Raw genomic sequence first — 14,362 nt, 5'->3', positions numbered from 1 at the left:
AGAGCGGCTCACGTGGACGATGGCTCAGATCGCTGACGATTGCCCCCCGTGAAACTGCGCCTCTCGGCCATCGAGGAAGGACTGGCGATCAGGAAGCGCGGTCAAGCAAGTATCGATAAACTGGCAGCATGCGTAGCCCCGGCCGAAACTCGCCTGGAACTGCTTCAACGCCCTCTTCCCCCGGATTTTTCCAGCCGGCGCCTTGCGAAACAGATGCCGACGATTCCGCCACATAGTCCGACCGCCGGCCAGTCGCCCCATACAGTGTAAGGTGTCGTACCTGCCATGGGCTGCAGCATGCCGGTCAGTGCGTGACGTTCGAACATGGGCGCCACCGCGACCGGTTTGCCGCTGGCGTCGATGATGCCGGTGACGCCGGTGTTAGTGGCGCGCAGCATGTAGCGCCCCGCCTCCAGAGCCCGCATCCTCGCCTTTTGCCAGTGCTGGTGGGGAGCGAACGAATCCCCGAACCATGCGTCATTGGTGACGTTGACGAGGTAGGCGCCCTCCGGCAGCCCGGTCAACGATTCCTGGCCGAAGATGTCCTCATAGCAGATCGAGGCGATCAGCGGATAGCCCGCTGCCTGGAGCAGCGTCTGTTGGGATGCTCCTGCGGTGAAATCCGCCAGCGGGATCTGCAGGATATCCAGCACGAAGCCCAGCACGGGCCGCAGCGGCAGAAACTCGCCGAACGGCACCAGATGGCGCTTGAAATAGCGGCCTGGCTTGGCGCCGAGCGTCACCAACGCATTGTAGTAACGATCGCCCTGAGCCTCGTAGTAAGGCACGCCGACCAGAATATCGACGCCGTGCTGGCGGGCCTCGGCTTCCAGCGGCGCCATGAAGCTGTCGGCCACTTGCTGATAGAACGCCGGCACCGCCGTTTCGGGCCAGACGATCAGACGGGAGTCCCAATGCTCCCGGGTCATCTCGATGTACATCTGGACGGTGGCGCTTTTGGCTTCCGGACGCCATTTCTGGTCCTGCGGTACATTGCCCTGCAAGAGCGTCACCTGGATCGGATCGCCGGCAGGATGGGTCCATCGTACCTTGGTCAACTGGGTGCTGCCGACGAGCACGACCGCGGCGCCGAGCAGCGCGAGGCGGCGTCCGCGTCGATCCAGCAGCCATGCGCTCAATACGAGGCCGGCCAGGATCGCGAGCAGCCAGCCCACCCCGAACACGCCGAATAGCGGCGCGATACTGCGCAAACCCGTATCGGTCTGGCTGTAGCCAATCTGCAGCCAGGGGAAACCGCTGAACAGCCAACCACGGAGCCATTCGGTGACCACCCAGGCAGCCGGGAACACCAGCAACGTCCGAACCAGTACCGAACCGCCACTGGCCTTGACGCCCAGCCAGCCTGCCAGTGCCGGAAACAAAGCCAGATAAGCCACGAACAGCGCAGTCAGGCCGGCGGCCGACAACACGTCGCTGCCGCCGTATTCATGCATGCTCACGAACACCCAGGACACACCGACTCCGAACTGACCCAGCCCGAATAAATAGCCGTACAGAGCGGCTTGCAGGGGGCGCGCATTCAGCCAGACCCGGAACAAGAGAGCCAGTGACAGCAGCGCCACCAGCGCGTAGCCGAACGGCGCGAAAGCGAACGGCAGCAAAACCCCGCCGGTCAGCGCGAGCAGCATGGCCTTCATTCGTCAGCCCGCCGCCGGACGGAGCGTATCCGCAGACAGGCGCAGCAGCCTCAAGAGATGCACGCGCCGGCTGTCGGCACGAATCACGATAAAGCGGAATGGACCGATCTCGATCCGCTCTCCCCTCTCCGGCACATGTCCCAGGCGGTGCACAATCATTCCGCCGACGGTGTCGTACTCGTCGTCTTCGAAATCGGTACCGAAATATTCGTTGAACTCCTCGATGGGGGTAATGGCTTTCAGGGTGTATTCCTGGTCGTTTTTCCGGAAGATGTATTCCTCCTCGCTCAGATCGTGCTCGTCCTCGATTTCGCCGACGATCTGCTCCAGTACATCCTCGATAGTCACCAGTCCTGCGGCGGCACCGTATTCATCGACGACGATGGCCATGTGGCTACGGGAAGTCTTGAATTCTTTCAGCAATACGTTGAGGCGCTTGCTCTCCGGCACGAACAGGGCCGGGCGCATGATTTCGGAGACTTTGAGGTGGCGGTTGCGCAGGCTTTGCGCGAGCAGATCCTTCACCAACAGGATGCCCACCACTTCGGCGCGGTCATCGGCGATAACCGGATAGCGGGAATGGCCGGATTCGACGACCAGCGGGAAAACCCGCTCCAGTTCGGCATCCTGAGGCACCACGGCCATCTGTGCTCGGGGGATCATGATGTCCCGGACGCGCAGCTCGGATACCTGCAGTACACCCTCGATCATGTTGAGGGCTTCGGTTTCGATCAGTTGACGCTTTTGGGCATGCCGGAGCGCCTCGAGCAACTCCTCCCTGCTCTCCGGTTCCCCGGATAGGAAGTGCACGAGCCGCTCCAGCCAACTTCGATGTTCGCCCGAGTTCCCCTCGCTCATTCCGGTTGAATCTCCAGATAAGGATTTTCGATGCCCAAGCTTTGCAGGATCGCGATCTCGCGGTTTTCCATGACTTGAGCGTCCGCTTCTTCGATGTGGTCGTAGCCCTGCAGATGCAGCATTCCATGCACGACCATGTGGGCCCAGTGGGCTTCGACAGGTTTGCCCTGCTCCGCCGCTTCGCGTTCGACTACCGCCGCGCAGATCACCAGATCACCCAAAAGATCGTTGGGAATACCCGCCGGCACGACAAAGGGAAAACTGAGCACGTTGGTCGGGCCGGTCTTACCCCGGTAGGCCGAATTCAAGGCGGCGCTTTCCTCCGCATCGACGATGCGGAGAACGACCTCCGCATGCGGTTTTTCCAGCGCCGCCTCAGCCCAGACCCGGAACGCCGACGCGTCCGGCACTTCAGAGCTGCTCGCCTGCTGCAGGGTCAGATCGATCACTCGCTGCTCTCCTGTTGCGCTTTTTCATGCGCTTCGTAGGCGGCGACGATGCGCTGCACCAGGGGGTGCCGCACGACGTCGCGGGTACTGAAGAAGGTGAAGCTGATGCCCTCCACATCGCGTAGCACCTGCAGGACGTGACGCAGCCCGGATTCCTTGTTGCGCGGCAGATCGGTCTGAGTGATGTCACCGGTGATGACGGCCCGGGAGCCGAAGCCGACGCGGGTCAGGAACATCTTGATCTGCTCGATTGTCGTGTTCTGGGCCTCGTCGAGGATGATGAAGGAATCGTTCAAGGTACGGCCGCGCATGAAAGCCAGGGGTGCCACCTCGATCACGTTGCGCTCGATCAGTTTGGCGACACGCTCGAAGCCCAGCATTTCGTACAGGGCGTCGTAAAGCGGGCGGAGGTAGGGATCGATCTTCTGCGCCATGTCGCCTGGTAGAAAGCCCAGTTTCTCGCCTGCTTCGACCGCCGGGCGGGCCAACACCAGACGTCGGACCTGTTCCTGCTCTAAAGCTGCTACCGCACAGGCCACTGCCAGATAGGTTTTGCCCGTACCGGCGGGGCCGATGCCGAAATTGATGTCGTGCTGTTCGATGTTCTGCAGGTATTTTCGCTGATTCGCCCCCCGTGCCCGGATCACTGAGCGCTTGGTGCGGATCAGCGCCTCATCTTCTGGTGCGCCGGTTTCGCTGACCAGCGTGTCGACATTCGCGGTCTGCAGCGACAGATGCACCCGCTCAGGCGTGATGATCTCGTGCTGAGCTGCATCGAACAGACTGCGGATTACCTCATAGGCGGCCCGCGCCGCCTTCCCGGCGCCGATGATCTGGAACTGATTTCCGCGGTTCTGGATCTCGACCCCGAGCCGCCGCTCGATTTGGCGCAAGTGTTCGTCGAACTGGCCGCAGAGGTTCGCGAGCCTGGCATTGTCCGATGGCTCCAGGAGCAACTGCATTGAACTGGGGTGATTAGGCAACTTGAACGGCAGCGTTTGAGAAGGAACGGGACTTACGAGCCAGTCCGATGAACCGGCCTCGCAGAGAATTGGGCAGGGACTCGGTGATGATGACGTCGACGAACTGGCCGATGAGACGGGGATGGCCTTCGAAATTCACTACGCGGTTGTTTTCGGTGCGGCCGCTGAGCTCGTTGAAATTCTTGCGCGATGTGCCTTCGACCAATACCGATTGCACGCTGCCTACCATACTCGATGCGATTTTGGCGGCATTGTCAGCGACTTTTGCCTGTAATCGGGCCAGCCGGGCACGCTTGATCTCCAGCGGCACGTCGTCGGCCATCTCCGCCGCCGGCGTACCCGGGCGGGCGCTGAAGATGAAGCTGAAGGACTGGTCGAACCCGAGCTGTTCGATCAACGCCATCGTGTCCTCGAAGTCCTCCTCGGTTTCGCCAGGAAACCCGACGATGAAATCCGACGAGAGGCTCAGATCAGGGCGGATCTCGCGTAATTTGGCGATTTTGGCTATGTATTCGGCGCGAGTATGACCCCGTTTCATCAGTCCGAGAATCCGGTCGCTGCCACTTTGGACCGGCAGGTGCAAATGATTGACCAACTGAGGGATGTCTCGAAACGCCTCGATCAGGGCATCGGAAAATTCCACCGGATGCGAGGTCGTGAAACGGATGCGATCGATGCCATCCACCGCCGCCACGTAATGCAGCAACAAGGCCAGATCGGCCATACCGCCGCCGGCCAGCGCGCCGCGGTAGGCGTTCACGTTCTGGCCCAGCAGATTGACCTCGCGGACGCCCTGTTCCGCCAGTGCCACGATCTCTGCGATCACATCGTCGACCGGACGGCTGATTTCCTCACCACGGGTGTAGGGTACGACACAGAAGGTGCAGTACTTGCCACAGCCTTCCATCACCGAAACGAAAGCCTTCGGTCCTTCGGCGCGAGGCTCCGGCAACGCATCGAATTTCTCGATCGCGGGGAATGATACGTCCACCACCGGCCGCCGCTCGCGTCTGACTTGCTCGAGCATGGCGGGCAGACGGTGCAGGGTCTGGGGACCAAACACGATGTCGACATAGGGTGCCCGTTTCTGCAGCGCTTCGCCTTCCTGGCTCGCCACACAGCCGCCGACGCCGATGACGACTTCCGGACGCATGAGTTTGAGGGGACGCCAGCGCCCGAGCTGCGAAAAGACTTTCTCCTGAGCCTTTTCCCGGATCGAGCAGGTGTTGAGCAGTAGAACGTCCGCCTCTTCGGGCGATCGGGCGAGTTCGAAACCGTCGGAAACCTCGAGCAGATCCCGTACCTTAGCGGAATCGTATTCATTCATCTGACAACCGAAGGTCTCGATGTAGAGCTTTTGCGGCATGTGTTAGGGCGGGGAACCGTTGTCAGCGGATGGCCATATTCTAGCAGACTTACCCGCCCCGATTAAGAAAGCCGGCTCCTGGCGCCTCGGGGGAAAGCCGGAACCGGCTGTGGCCGAAAGCTCAGACGGCAGGATGCGCAAATCTGAAAGGATTGATCAGCGTCGAGCCTACCCGCAGCAACTGCGCCTCCGGATGGGTACGCGCCATGAGTGCACGAACCCTTTCCTCCTCCTCCGCCCGGATATCGATGAGGATCAGATGTTTTCCGGCATCGATGTCGTCATGATAGGTAGAGATCGCCTGGTTCTCGGTGGCCATCCCCATCAGGCCACCCACCCAGACGCCAAAGAGTGTAATGAAGCCGAAAATCGCAAGATAAACCATCCCGCTCATGTCCGGACCGAATGGCTGCTCGCTGGCCACATAGATGCTGCCGAGGACGGAAAAGAGGAGTCCCGCCATGGCTCCGCGCTCCGCATAGCGCACGGCGTCGGACTTCTGAATGAAATTCGCCGAATGGATGTGACGGCGGTAAAGACCTGCCTGATCCTTACTGATGACATGGAAATTCCAGTCGGTGATGCCTTCCTTATGCAAGGCGTCGGATATCCGCTCCACGCTGTCGAGATTGTCCGCCAGGTAATACAGTCGTTTCATGACGCACCTCCTTACCATGTTACGGTACCAATGTCCCGGCATGACCCGCCGGGGTCAAGGAAACTCATATTACTTTTGCCGGCCGCTGTCAATGGACTGGTCGGGTACGGGAAAGGCCGGCTATACGGGGCTGGAGGTTTTCGGTCCGCGAAATCAGAATGAGCTGCGGAACAGCTCGCGGCTCTTGAGAGTGCGGCCGTCCAAATAGTGAGCGATGATCCGCCGCATCAGGTGTTTGGCTTCGGTGCGGGTTTGTGACGAGGGGAAACGGCGGTCGTGCAGCGCCAGCAGGGTCGTTCCGTGCACCGCACCGGCCTCGTCTCCGGCGGGAACTGGGCCGGCGTCGATCCGATAGCTGTAAAGGCGCTCCGGCCGGATGGCCTCCCCACTCTCGGCCTCGACCCGCAGTTGCAGACCATAGCCAATGGATTCAAGCAGCGATAGTTCGAAAATGCGCAGCGCGGATTCCAAGTCTTCGCCCGCCGCGAGTGTTTTCAACCCGTCTCGGTAAGCGCTGAAGAGTTCCGGATAGGGATCGTGCGGTGGCAGCAGCTTCACCAGAAGCTCGTTCAGGTAGAAGCCACAGAACAAGGCGGTGTGCTGCAGCCGAACGCCAGTGCCAGCGGCCTCGGCATGGCTCAGGTTGGCAAGCTCGCCGCGGCCGGACCAGGACGCCAACAGGGGGACGAACGGCTGCAATATCGTGGCGAATCCCTGCCGGCCGCGACGCGCGCCTTTGGCAATCACGCCGATGCGGCCATGCCTGAGCGTGAACAGTTCGAGGAGGAGACTGGTTTCGCGGTAATCACGCCGATGCAGCATGTAGGCGCGGTCGAGCAGGACCCGGCGCTGATCACCATGGCGCGGGGCTTCAGACGGCATGGGCTCCGGCCAGGTTCATTCGGCATAGCCCAGACCTTGCAGCGCCCGTTCGTTGTCCGACCAGCCGCGCTTGACCTTAGTCCAGAGTTCCAGGTAGACGCGCCGCTCAAGCATGCGTTCCAGATCCTTGCGCGCCGCCTCACCCACCCGTTTCAAAACCTCGCCTCCCTTGCCGATGACGATGGCTTTCTGGCCTTCCCGCTCCACCCAGATGACGGCGTGGATGCGGACCAGGGTCGGCGATTCCCTGTACTGTTCGATCTGGACGGTGAGTGCATGCGGCACTTCCTGCGCCAGACGGTTGAACAGCTTCTCGCGGATGATCTCCGCCACGAAGAAGCGCTCCGGCCGGTCGGAAATCTGATCCTCCGGATAGATCGGCTCACCCTCGGGCAGGAGGGCCAGAACCCGTTCTTCCAGCACCGCCAGGTTGACGCCCTTGAGCGCCGAAATCGGCACGATCTCGGAGAACAGCCCGGTAGCATTCGCTTCGGCGAGAAATGGCAGCAAGACATCCTTGTCCTCGAGACGGTCAACTTTGTTGATCACGAGAATGACAGGAAGCTTCGCCTCCTTGATCCGTGCCATGACCAGTTCATCATCCGGCAGCCAGCCCGCCCGATCCACCAGCCAGATGATGACATCGACCCCGAGCAGGGCGGAAATCGCGGTGCGATTGAGATAGCGGTTCATCGCCCGCTGCGCGCAACCGTGGATGCCAGGGGTATCGACATAGATGGCCTGGCCGCGCCCGTCGGTCTTGATCCCGAGGATGCGATGGCGGGTGGTCTGTGGCCGGCGCGAGACGATGCTGAGCTTCTGCCCCAAGAGACGGTTGAGCAGTGTCGATTTGCCGACGTTGGGACGGCCCACCAGAGCCACGTAACCCGATTTCAAACTCTGAACCTCGATTGTTCCGAAAGGCGGTTGAGCATGTTTTCCGCCGCCTGTTGTTCGGCTTTCTTGCGTGAACTGCCCTCGCCCACACAGGGTTCGACGGCCAGCGGTATCTCGCAGCGCACACGGAAATGCTGGTCATGCGGCAGCCCCGACTGGTCGATAAGGGTATAAACCGGAAGAGGCAGTCCTCGTCCTTGCATCAGTTCCTGCAAACGTGTCTTCGGATCTTTTTTCCAGTCATCCAGCGACAATGCGGACAGGGGGCGATCGAAGAGCTTAAGGATCAGTGCCCGACAGGCGTCAATGCCCTGGTCCCGCAGTACGGCGCCGAGGATGGCCTCCAGAGCGTCGGACAGGATCGAGTCACGCCGATAGCCGCCGCTCTTGAGTTCGCCCGAACCCAGGATGAGGTATTCGCCCAGCTCCAGCTCCCGGGCAATCTTAGCCAGGGCGGCTTCATTCACCAGGGTCGCCCGGAGCCGGCTCAGCACCCCTTCATCCGCCGAAGGGAAGCGCTGATAAAGATACTCTGCGATCACGAACCCCAGCACCGAATCGCCCAGGAATTCCAGGCGCTCGTTGTTTACCCCTTCGGCGCTGCGGTGAGTGAGAGCGTTCTTGAGTAGGCCCGGATCGCGGAACGGAATGCCGAGTTTGCGCGCCAAGTGCTCGTGGCTGCGGATCAACGGTGTTCGACCTCGATTTGGTCGTCGAAGTGGATCAGCGCAGCGACGTTGCCCACGATGGGCCGCACCACATCGTAGGCGACCTGGACGCGCAAGGAGCCGTCGCTGCGGGTGATCTTTACGTCTTTCGTCGTTACGGAATCTACCATATTGATGTCCCAGCGCTTCTCCAGCGTCTTGAGAATGTCTTCGCGAGTTTTCTCCGGCAACTGCTGGTCCGATTTCAGCGATTCCAGTGAGCTGCTGACCTTGTAATGATTGAGATAAACGGGCCCCAGGCGGAACAGGAGCAGCAGGAAAAAACCGGCCACTGCCATCAGCAGGACGAAGCCGATGAAAGTCAGGCCATGCTGATGACGGAGCATGCCGCCCATGGTTCACCGTCCGGAATTCAGTACCGTGCCGAGGCGCGAGAAGCCGATGCCGCCGTTCTCGAAGTCCCAGCTCATCCAGATGAAAAAGGCCTTGCCCACCAGGTTGGCTTCGGGTACCACCCCCCAATAGCGGCTGTCGTTGCTGTTGTCCCGGTTGTCACCCATCACGAAATAGCTGCCTTCGGGTACAGTGAACTCACCCTGCACCGTCGGCTGGCCACGGCGGATCAAAATGTCGTGCTTGACGCCTTCCAGATCCTCCGACAGCAACTCGGCCCCGCTCATACTGGCACCCTGCCCTACCCCTTGGTAAATGCCCAGCGGGGTCTGGGGAATGGGATTGCCGTTCACATAGAGCTGCTTGTTGTAATAGCCGATCTTGTCGCCCGGCAGACCGATCACGCGTTTGATGTAATCGACGGTCGGATCCTTTGGAAACCGGAACACTACGATGTCGCCCCGTTGGGGCTCGCCGAGCTCGATGATCTTGGTATTCAGCACTGGCAGGCGGATGCCATAGGTGAATTTGTTGACCAGGATGAAATCGCCGATCAAAAGCGTTGGCATCATGGAGCCCGACGGAATACGGAACGGCTCCACCAGGAACGAACGCAGCAGCATGACGATGAGCACGATCGGAAAGAACGACCGGGCATATTCCACCAAGATCGGCTCCTTGTGCGCTGCGCCTTCCGGCAGGGGGTGCCGTTTGAGCCAGAGCGCGTAGCCGCCCCATACCGCACCGGTGACGAACGTGGCAGCGACGAGAAAAAACGAGAAATCGTAGTCCATCGGGATGACCGTTATCAGGAATCCTTGTTGACGCGCAGGACGGCAAGGAATGCCTCCTGGGGAATGTCGATCTTGCCCACCTGCTTCATACGCTTCTTGCCGGCTTTCTGCTTTTCCAGAAGCTTGCGTTTACGGGTGATGTCGCCACCATAGCATTTCGCCAGGACGTTCTTGCGCATCGCTTTGACCGTGGAGCGGGCGATGATCTTGGAGCCGATGGCGGCCTGGATCGCCACTTCGAACATCTGCCGGGGGATCAGGTCCTTCATCCTCTCGACCAGGTCACGGCCGCGGTTCATGCTGATGTCGCGATGTACGATCAGTGACAGCGCATCCACCTTTTCGCCGTTGATCAGGATGTCGAGCTTGACCAGGGGCGCGGCCTGGAACCGCAGGAACTCGTAATCGAAGGAGGCGAAACCACGGCTGCACGACTTGAGCCGGTCGAAGAAATCGAGCACCACCTCACTCAGGGGCAGTTCGAAGCTCAGAGCCACTTGCCCCGCCATGTATTGCAGCTTCTTCTGCACCCCACGCTTTTCGATGCACAGGCTGATGACCGCACCGAGGTAATCCTGGGGTACTAGAATCTTGGCCTCGATGATCGGCTCACGGATTTCCACGATCTCGTTCGGGGGCGGCAGATCGGCCGGATTGTCGACAGGGATCACCGTGCCGTCGGATTTGGCCACCTCATAGACTACGGTCGGTGCGGTAGTGATGAGGTCCAGGTCGTATTCGCGCTCCAGCCGCTCCTGGATGATCTCCATGTGCAGCATCCCCAGGAAACCGCAGCGAAAGCCGAAACCCAGGGCCTGGGAGACTTCCGGCTCGAAATGCAGAGCGGCATCGTTCAAATGGAGCTTGTTGAGCGCCTCCCGGAGACTCTCGTAATCGTCCGATTCGACAGGATAAAGGCCGGCGAACACCCGCGGTTGAACTTTCTGGAAACCGGGCAGCGCTTCTGTCGTCGGACGGTCAGTCGCGGTAATGGTATCGCCCACCGGTGCGCCGAAAATGTCTTTGATACCCGCCACCACGAAGCCCACCTCGCCAGTGCTCAGTACCGTCTTGTCCAGCGGTTTGGGGGTGAACACGCCCAGCTTTTCGACCAGATGGCTCTTACCGGTCGACATGATGGTGATCTTCTGCTTGCGTGAGATCGAGCCGTTCACCACCCGCACCAGGGAGACCACCCCGAGGTAGTTGTCGAACCAGGAATCGATGATCAGTGCCTGCAGCGGTCCATCGGCGTTACCCTTGGGTGGAGGAATCTTTTTCACCAGCTCTTCGAGCAGGAGATCGACGCCGAAGCCAGTCTTCGCGCTGATCTCCACCGCGTCTTCCGCCGGGATACCGATGATCTCCTCGATTTCGCTCTTGACGCGCGCCGGATCGGCCGAGGGCAGATCAATCTTGTTCAGCACGGGCAGCACTTCCAGCCCCTGTTCGATGGCCGTGTAGCAGTTCGCCACGCTCTGCGCTTCCACACCTTGGGCAGCATCGACCACCAGCAGCGCGCCTTCGCAGGCTGCCAGTGAGCGGGACACTTCGTAGGAAAAATCGACGTGCCCCGGCGTGTCGATGAAATTGAGCTGGTAGATACTGCCGTCCCTGGACTTGTATTCCAGCGTGACACTCTGAGCCTTGATGGTGATGCCGCGCTCGCGCTCGATGTCCATGGAATCGAGCACCTGCTCGGCCATTTCGCGGTCGCTCAGCCCTCCGCAAATCTGGATGAAACGGTCTGCAAGCGTCGATTTTCCATGGTCGATGTGCGCGATGATGGAGAAGTTGCGTATATGCGTCTGGTCGGTCACTGCTTTTCGTCTTTCAATTTCATCGCTAGGAAGATGGAGCCATCGCGCCGCTGCACCAGCACCGCCAGGGATTTCCCTGCCGGCAAGGTCTTCTCCAACTCCAGCAATTGTTTCACGCTATTGATTTCCTTGTCCTGAATTCGAAGGATCACATCGCCGCGCCGCAGTCCCGCATCGTAGGCGGGACCGGGATTGACGCCGTAGACGAGCACGCCGCCCCGTGGCACCTCGAACTGCTCACGCAGTTCCGGGGTCAGATCTGCTACGCTGGCGCCCATACGTTTCAGCGGTACCGCATTGGGCTCGCCAGTGCCCATGGCCGGTTCTTCCTCATCGGGAAGCGATCCGATCTTGATGGTCAACTCCTTGATCGTACCGTTACGCAACAACTTGATCTTGGCGACTTCGCCGACCTTGGTCATGCCTACCATGGGTGGCAGCGCAGCCGACGTGTCCACCGCCTGGCCGTTGAATTCCAGCACGATGTCGCCGATCTGGATGCCTGCCGCCTCGGCCGGGCTCTTCGGCAGAACCTTGGATACCAGGGCGCCTTGCGGTTTCTTCATGCCGAAGGACTCGGCCAGTTCCCGCGTCACGTCCTGGATTTGGACGCCGAGCCAGCCGCGGGAAACCCGCCCGCTGGCTTTGAGCTGGTCCACCACCTGCATGGCGACTTCGATGGGAATGGCGAAGGATAGGCCCATGAAACCGCCGGTGCGGCTGTAAATCTGCGAGTTGACTCCGACCACTTCGCCGTTGAGGTTGAACAGTGGTCCTCCGGAATTGCCAGGGTTGATGGCCACGTCGGTCTGAATGAATGGCACGTAGTTGTCGCTCGGAAGGCTGCGTCCCTTGGCGCTGACGATACCGGCGGTGGCGGAATGGTCGAACCCGAACGGCGACCCAATGGCGAGTACCCATTCGCCGACCTTGAGCTTTTCGGACGACCCCAGCTTCACCGTGGGCAGCTGAGTCGCCTCGATCTTGAGCAGGGCCACGTCGCTGCGCTTGTCGGAGCCGACGATCTTGGCCACCAATTCCCGCCGGTCCTGCAGGCGCACTACGATCTCATCGGCCCCTTTCACGACGTGGTGATTGGTAATGATGTAACCGTCGGTCGACATGATGAAACCCGAACCCAGGGACTTCGCCTCGCTCGGCTGGCCGTCGCTGCCGCCTTCGCCGAAGTAATGCCGGAAAAAATCGTCGAACGGCGTGCCCTCTGGAATCTCCAGACCCTCTGGCATCTGTTGTTCGTTGGCCGCCACTTTCTGGGTGGTGCTGATGTTCACGACGGCAGCGTTGTTCTGCTCGACCAGCTGGGTGAAATCGGGAAGCTGGGCTCGGACCGCCGGCGAAACAGCCAGAACCAGCGCCGCACAAATCGCGCCGACAAAACGGTATCTATCAAACATGGTGACTCCTGAATGCAAGGGCGGCAGCCGCCGGCGCAGCCGGAAGACTCCGGGCATCTCAACGGGAAATGCGGCGAATGTATACCGGATGAAGACCCTGCCTTTGGAGGCCGGGACGATATTTGAGCAATACGAACGTCAGTCCCAGACCGAGCAGTCCTCCGACGATCGACCCGACATCGGCCGAAACGAACAACCCGTGCTCGGCCAGCTGCTTACCCAGCAAGGCACCGCCGAGCAGCGAAAACAGAGGCAACAGATACATCCGGAAAGAGCCCGCGAGCAGAGCGCCTTCTTCCACCCCGATGATGACGCGGTCCCCCGGCGACACTGGAGCCTCCGTGGCGACCCGTAGGCGCAGGGGCTTGCTGTCAAACAGCCTCGCCACCAGGGAAGTGCTGCAACCCTGGGCGCAGCTTCCGCACGCCGATTTCTGAACCTTTTCCACCCAGATCGAGTGTTCTTCGACCTCGGTGACCATAGCCTCTTCCTCAATCATTCACGTCACATTCATTCTTTGGATTTCTGGTGCCGGATTCCATTGGCGATCATATGAACCGTCTTGGGCGGAACCTCACCCATCACAGTCACGACGAAGCCGTCGATCTTCCGGGCATAGGCATTCACGGCGCCAATTTTATTCGGTTTTTCCAGGAAGGGCTCATCCTTCGGTTCGTCGACATAGATTGAAACAGATGAAAGCCCGTCGCTCAACAATATATGTTCGATGGGATGCTTCAGCGGAGGATGTTGGACGCGGCTGTAACCGCTGATCCTGAACCCCACAGGAACAGTGTCCAGACTCCAGTCCATCGCCTCGATGGGTATGATTTCCCGCTTCGACGATTGTTCCGAGTAGCTGTCGGAAGCCGCTGCCGGCGCCACCTCCAGACCCGGCGCATCACTGGATACTTCCAGGGAAGTGAACACCATCTGCTCGATCGGCTTGCCGTTTTCGTCGAGCAGTTCGAAACGGAGTGGCAGATGGGACTCTGTGTCGATCCAAACCTTGCGCCCGTAGCGGTAATCATCGACCGGCACGATCTCGATGGCCTGAGCGTGCCGCTGCGCCACGTACTCCTGATCACCGACCAGGAATGCGTAATAATCGCATAAACCGACGAACGACTCGGGAAGGTCGACCAGGAAAGAACGATTCAAAGGCACGCGCTCGGTCATCACTGACTTCGTTTCGGGAAAAAAGAACCGGACCCGATCGCCATCCCGGACGATCTCCCGCATCGGGCTGTTCAACGAGGTCAGCCGCTCGTGTTCGATGCCGTTCGACATGCCGTGCACGAACTCCATGCTGTTGACTTTCTCGTCCTTCAGATAGGCCACCAGGCCCCGATAATTGAGGCGGCTCATGGCATCGCGCATGCCCGTCAGCCATTCCACGCCGGCACGGCCACCGAGCGTCTGCGGTGCATCATCGGCGAGGGACGGCTGCGGATGCTCGAATGCGACGGCGGCCCCGAGGGCCGCCGCAATTACTCGAACTCTGAACATGGCCGGGTTCGC

Annotated in this window: 15 protein-coding genes; all 15 read right to left on the bottom strand. The window is 60.3% G+C overall.

Annotation, left to right across the window (positions count from 1 at the left end):
• Window positions 1-164 precede the first annotated feature (164 nt).
• Complete coding sequence (gene lnt, locus N4J17_RS13490) at window positions 165-1,649, bottom strand: apolipoprotein N-acyltransferase (RefSeq protein ID WP_232470259.1); 1,485 nt, start codon at window positions 1,647-1,649, stop codon at window positions 165-167.
• A gap of 12 nt (window positions 1,650-1,661) precedes the next feature.
• Window positions 1,662-2,516 (bottom strand): HlyC/CorC family transporter, encoded by an 855-nt coding sequence (locus tag N4J17_RS13485; RefSeq protein WP_198321940.1) that lies wholly within the window; start codon window positions 2,514-2,516, stop codon window positions 1,662-1,664.
• Entirely contained in the window at window positions 2,513-2,965 is a 453-nt protein-coding gene (gene ybeY / locus N4J17_RS13480) for an rRNA maturation RNase YbeY (protein ID WP_198321939.1), read from the bottom strand. The genes N4J17_RS13485 and ybeY overlap by 4 nt, the downstream gene beginning before the upstream one ends.
• A complete protein-coding gene (locus N4J17_RS13475; protein WP_198321938.1) occupies window positions 2,962-3,927 on the bottom strand; it encodes a PhoH family protein in 966 nt (321 codons plus the stop codon). Before N4J17_RS13475 ends, ybeY begins: the two co-directional genes overlap by 4 nt.
• A gap of 13 nt (window positions 3,928-3,940) precedes the next feature.
• On the bottom strand, window positions 3,941-5,314 hold the full coding sequence (gene miaB, locus N4J17_RS13470; RefSeq protein WP_198321937.1) for a tRNA (N6-isopentenyl adenosine(37)-C2)-methylthiotransferase MiaB: 1,374 nt from the start codon (window positions 5,312-5,314) through the stop codon (window positions 3,941-3,943).
• A 121-nt stretch (window positions 5,315-5,435) separates the two neighbouring features.
• Window positions 5,436-5,972, bottom strand: a complete 537-nt coding sequence (locus N4J17_RS13465) for a hypothetical protein (protein WP_198321936.1) — start codon at window positions 5,970-5,972, stop codon at window positions 5,436-5,438.
• 153 nt (window positions 5,973-6,125) lie between these two features.
• Entirely contained in the window at window positions 6,126-6,854 is a 729-nt protein-coding gene (recO, locus tag N4J17_RS13460) for a DNA repair protein RecO (protein WP_198321935.1), read from the bottom strand.
• 15 nt (window positions 6,855-6,869) lie between these two features.
• Window positions 6,870-7,751: a GTPase Era gene (era, locus tag N4J17_RS13455; protein WP_198321934.1), complete on the bottom strand. Its 882-nt coding sequence runs from the start codon at window positions 7,749-7,751 to the stop codon at window positions 6,870-6,872.
• On the bottom strand, window positions 7,748-8,440 hold the full coding sequence (gene rnc / locus N4J17_RS13450; RefSeq protein ID WP_198321933.1) for a ribonuclease III: 693 nt from the start codon (window positions 8,438-8,440) through the stop codon (window positions 7,748-7,750). The genes era and rnc overlap by 4 nt, the downstream gene beginning before the upstream one ends.
• Window positions 8,437-8,814 (bottom strand): DUF4845 domain-containing protein, encoded by a 378-nt coding sequence (locus N4J17_RS13445; protein ID WP_198321932.1) that lies wholly within the window; start codon window positions 8,812-8,814, stop codon window positions 8,437-8,439. The genes rnc and N4J17_RS13445 overlap by 4 nt, the downstream gene beginning before the upstream one ends.
• Window positions 8,815-8,817: 3 nt before the next feature.
• Complete coding sequence (lepB, locus tag N4J17_RS13440; RefSeq protein ID WP_198321931.1) at window positions 8,818-9,606, bottom strand: signal peptidase I; 789 nt, start codon at window positions 9,604-9,606, stop codon at window positions 8,818-8,820.
• Between the two features lie 14 nt (window positions 9,607-9,620).
• A complete protein-coding gene (gene lepA, locus N4J17_RS13435; RefSeq protein ID WP_198321930.1) occupies window positions 9,621-11,426 on the bottom strand; it encodes a translation elongation factor 4 in 1,806 nt (601 codons plus the stop codon).
• Complete coding sequence (locus N4J17_RS13430; RefSeq protein WP_198321929.1) at window positions 11,423-12,841, bottom strand: DegQ family serine endoprotease; 1,419 nt, start codon at window positions 12,839-12,841, stop codon at window positions 11,423-11,425. Before N4J17_RS13430 ends, lepA begins: the two co-directional genes overlap by 4 nt.
• A 58-nt stretch (window positions 12,842-12,899) precedes the next feature.
• Entirely contained in the window at window positions 12,900-13,340 is a 441-nt protein-coding gene (locus N4J17_RS13425) for a SoxR reducing system RseC family protein (protein ID WP_198321928.1), read from the bottom strand.
• An 11-nt stretch (window positions 13,341-13,351) separates the two neighbouring features.
• Window positions 13,352-14,350: a MucB/RseB C-terminal domain-containing protein gene (locus N4J17_RS13420; RefSeq protein ID WP_198321927.1), complete on the bottom strand. Its 999-nt coding sequence runs from the start codon at window positions 14,348-14,350 to the stop codon at window positions 13,352-13,354.
• Between the last annotated feature and the right edge of the window lie 12 nt (window positions 14,351-14,362).

This window comes from Methylococcus capsulatus, assembly GCF_036864975.1.
GTDB lineage: Bacteria > Pseudomonadota > Gammaproteobacteria > Methylococcales > Methylococcaceae > Methylococcus.
Note: the sequence above shows the minus strand (reverse complement) of the source record. Positions and strands in the feature narration are given on the sequence as shown.

Excerpts from the sequence above, each read along its gene's own strand:
- N4J17_RS13465 (WP_198321936.1), bottom strand. The coding sequence starts at position 5,972 with ATGAAACGACTGTATTACCTGGCGGACAATCTCGACAGCGTGGAGCGG.
- N4J17_RS13425 (WP_198321928.1), bottom strand. The coding sequence starts at position 13,340 with ATGATTGAGGAAGAGGCTATGGTCACCGAGGTCGAAGAACACTCGATC.
- lnt (WP_232470259.1), bottom strand. The coding sequence starts at position 1,649 with ATGCTGCTCGCGCTGACCGGCGGGGTTTTGCTGCCGTTCGCTTTCGCG.
- N4J17_RS13445 (WP_198321932.1), bottom strand. The coding sequence starts at position 8,814 with ATGGGCGGCATGCTCCGTCATCAGCATGGCCTGACTTTCATCGGCTTC.
- recO (WP_198321935.1), bottom strand. The coding sequence starts at position 6,854 with ATGCCGTCTGAAGCCCCGCGCCATGGTGATCAGCGCCGGGTCCTGCTC.
- N4J17_RS13475 (WP_198321938.1), bottom strand. The coding sequence starts at position 3,927 with ATGCAGTTGCTCCTGGAGCCATCGGACAATGCCAGGCTCGCGAACCTC.
- N4J17_RS13420 (WP_198321927.1), bottom strand. The coding sequence starts at position 14,350 with ATGTTCAGAGTTCGAGTAATTGCGGCGGCCCTCGGGGCCGCCGTCGCA.
- N4J17_RS13485 (WP_198321940.1), bottom strand. The coding sequence starts at position 2,516 with ATGAGCGAGGGGAACTCGGGCGAACATCGAAGTTGGCTGGAGCGGCTC.
- lepB (WP_198321931.1), bottom strand. The coding sequence starts at position 9,606 with ATGGACTACGATTTCTCGTTTTTTCTCGTCGCTGCCACGTTCGTCACC.
- N4J17_RS13430 (WP_198321929.1), bottom strand. The coding sequence starts at position 12,841 with ATGTTTGATAGATACCGTTTTGTCGGCGCGATTTGTGCGGCGCTGGTT.
- miaB (WP_198321937.1), bottom strand. The coding sequence starts at position 5,314 with ATGCCGCAAAAGCTCTACATCGAGACCTTCGGTTGTCAGATGAATGAA.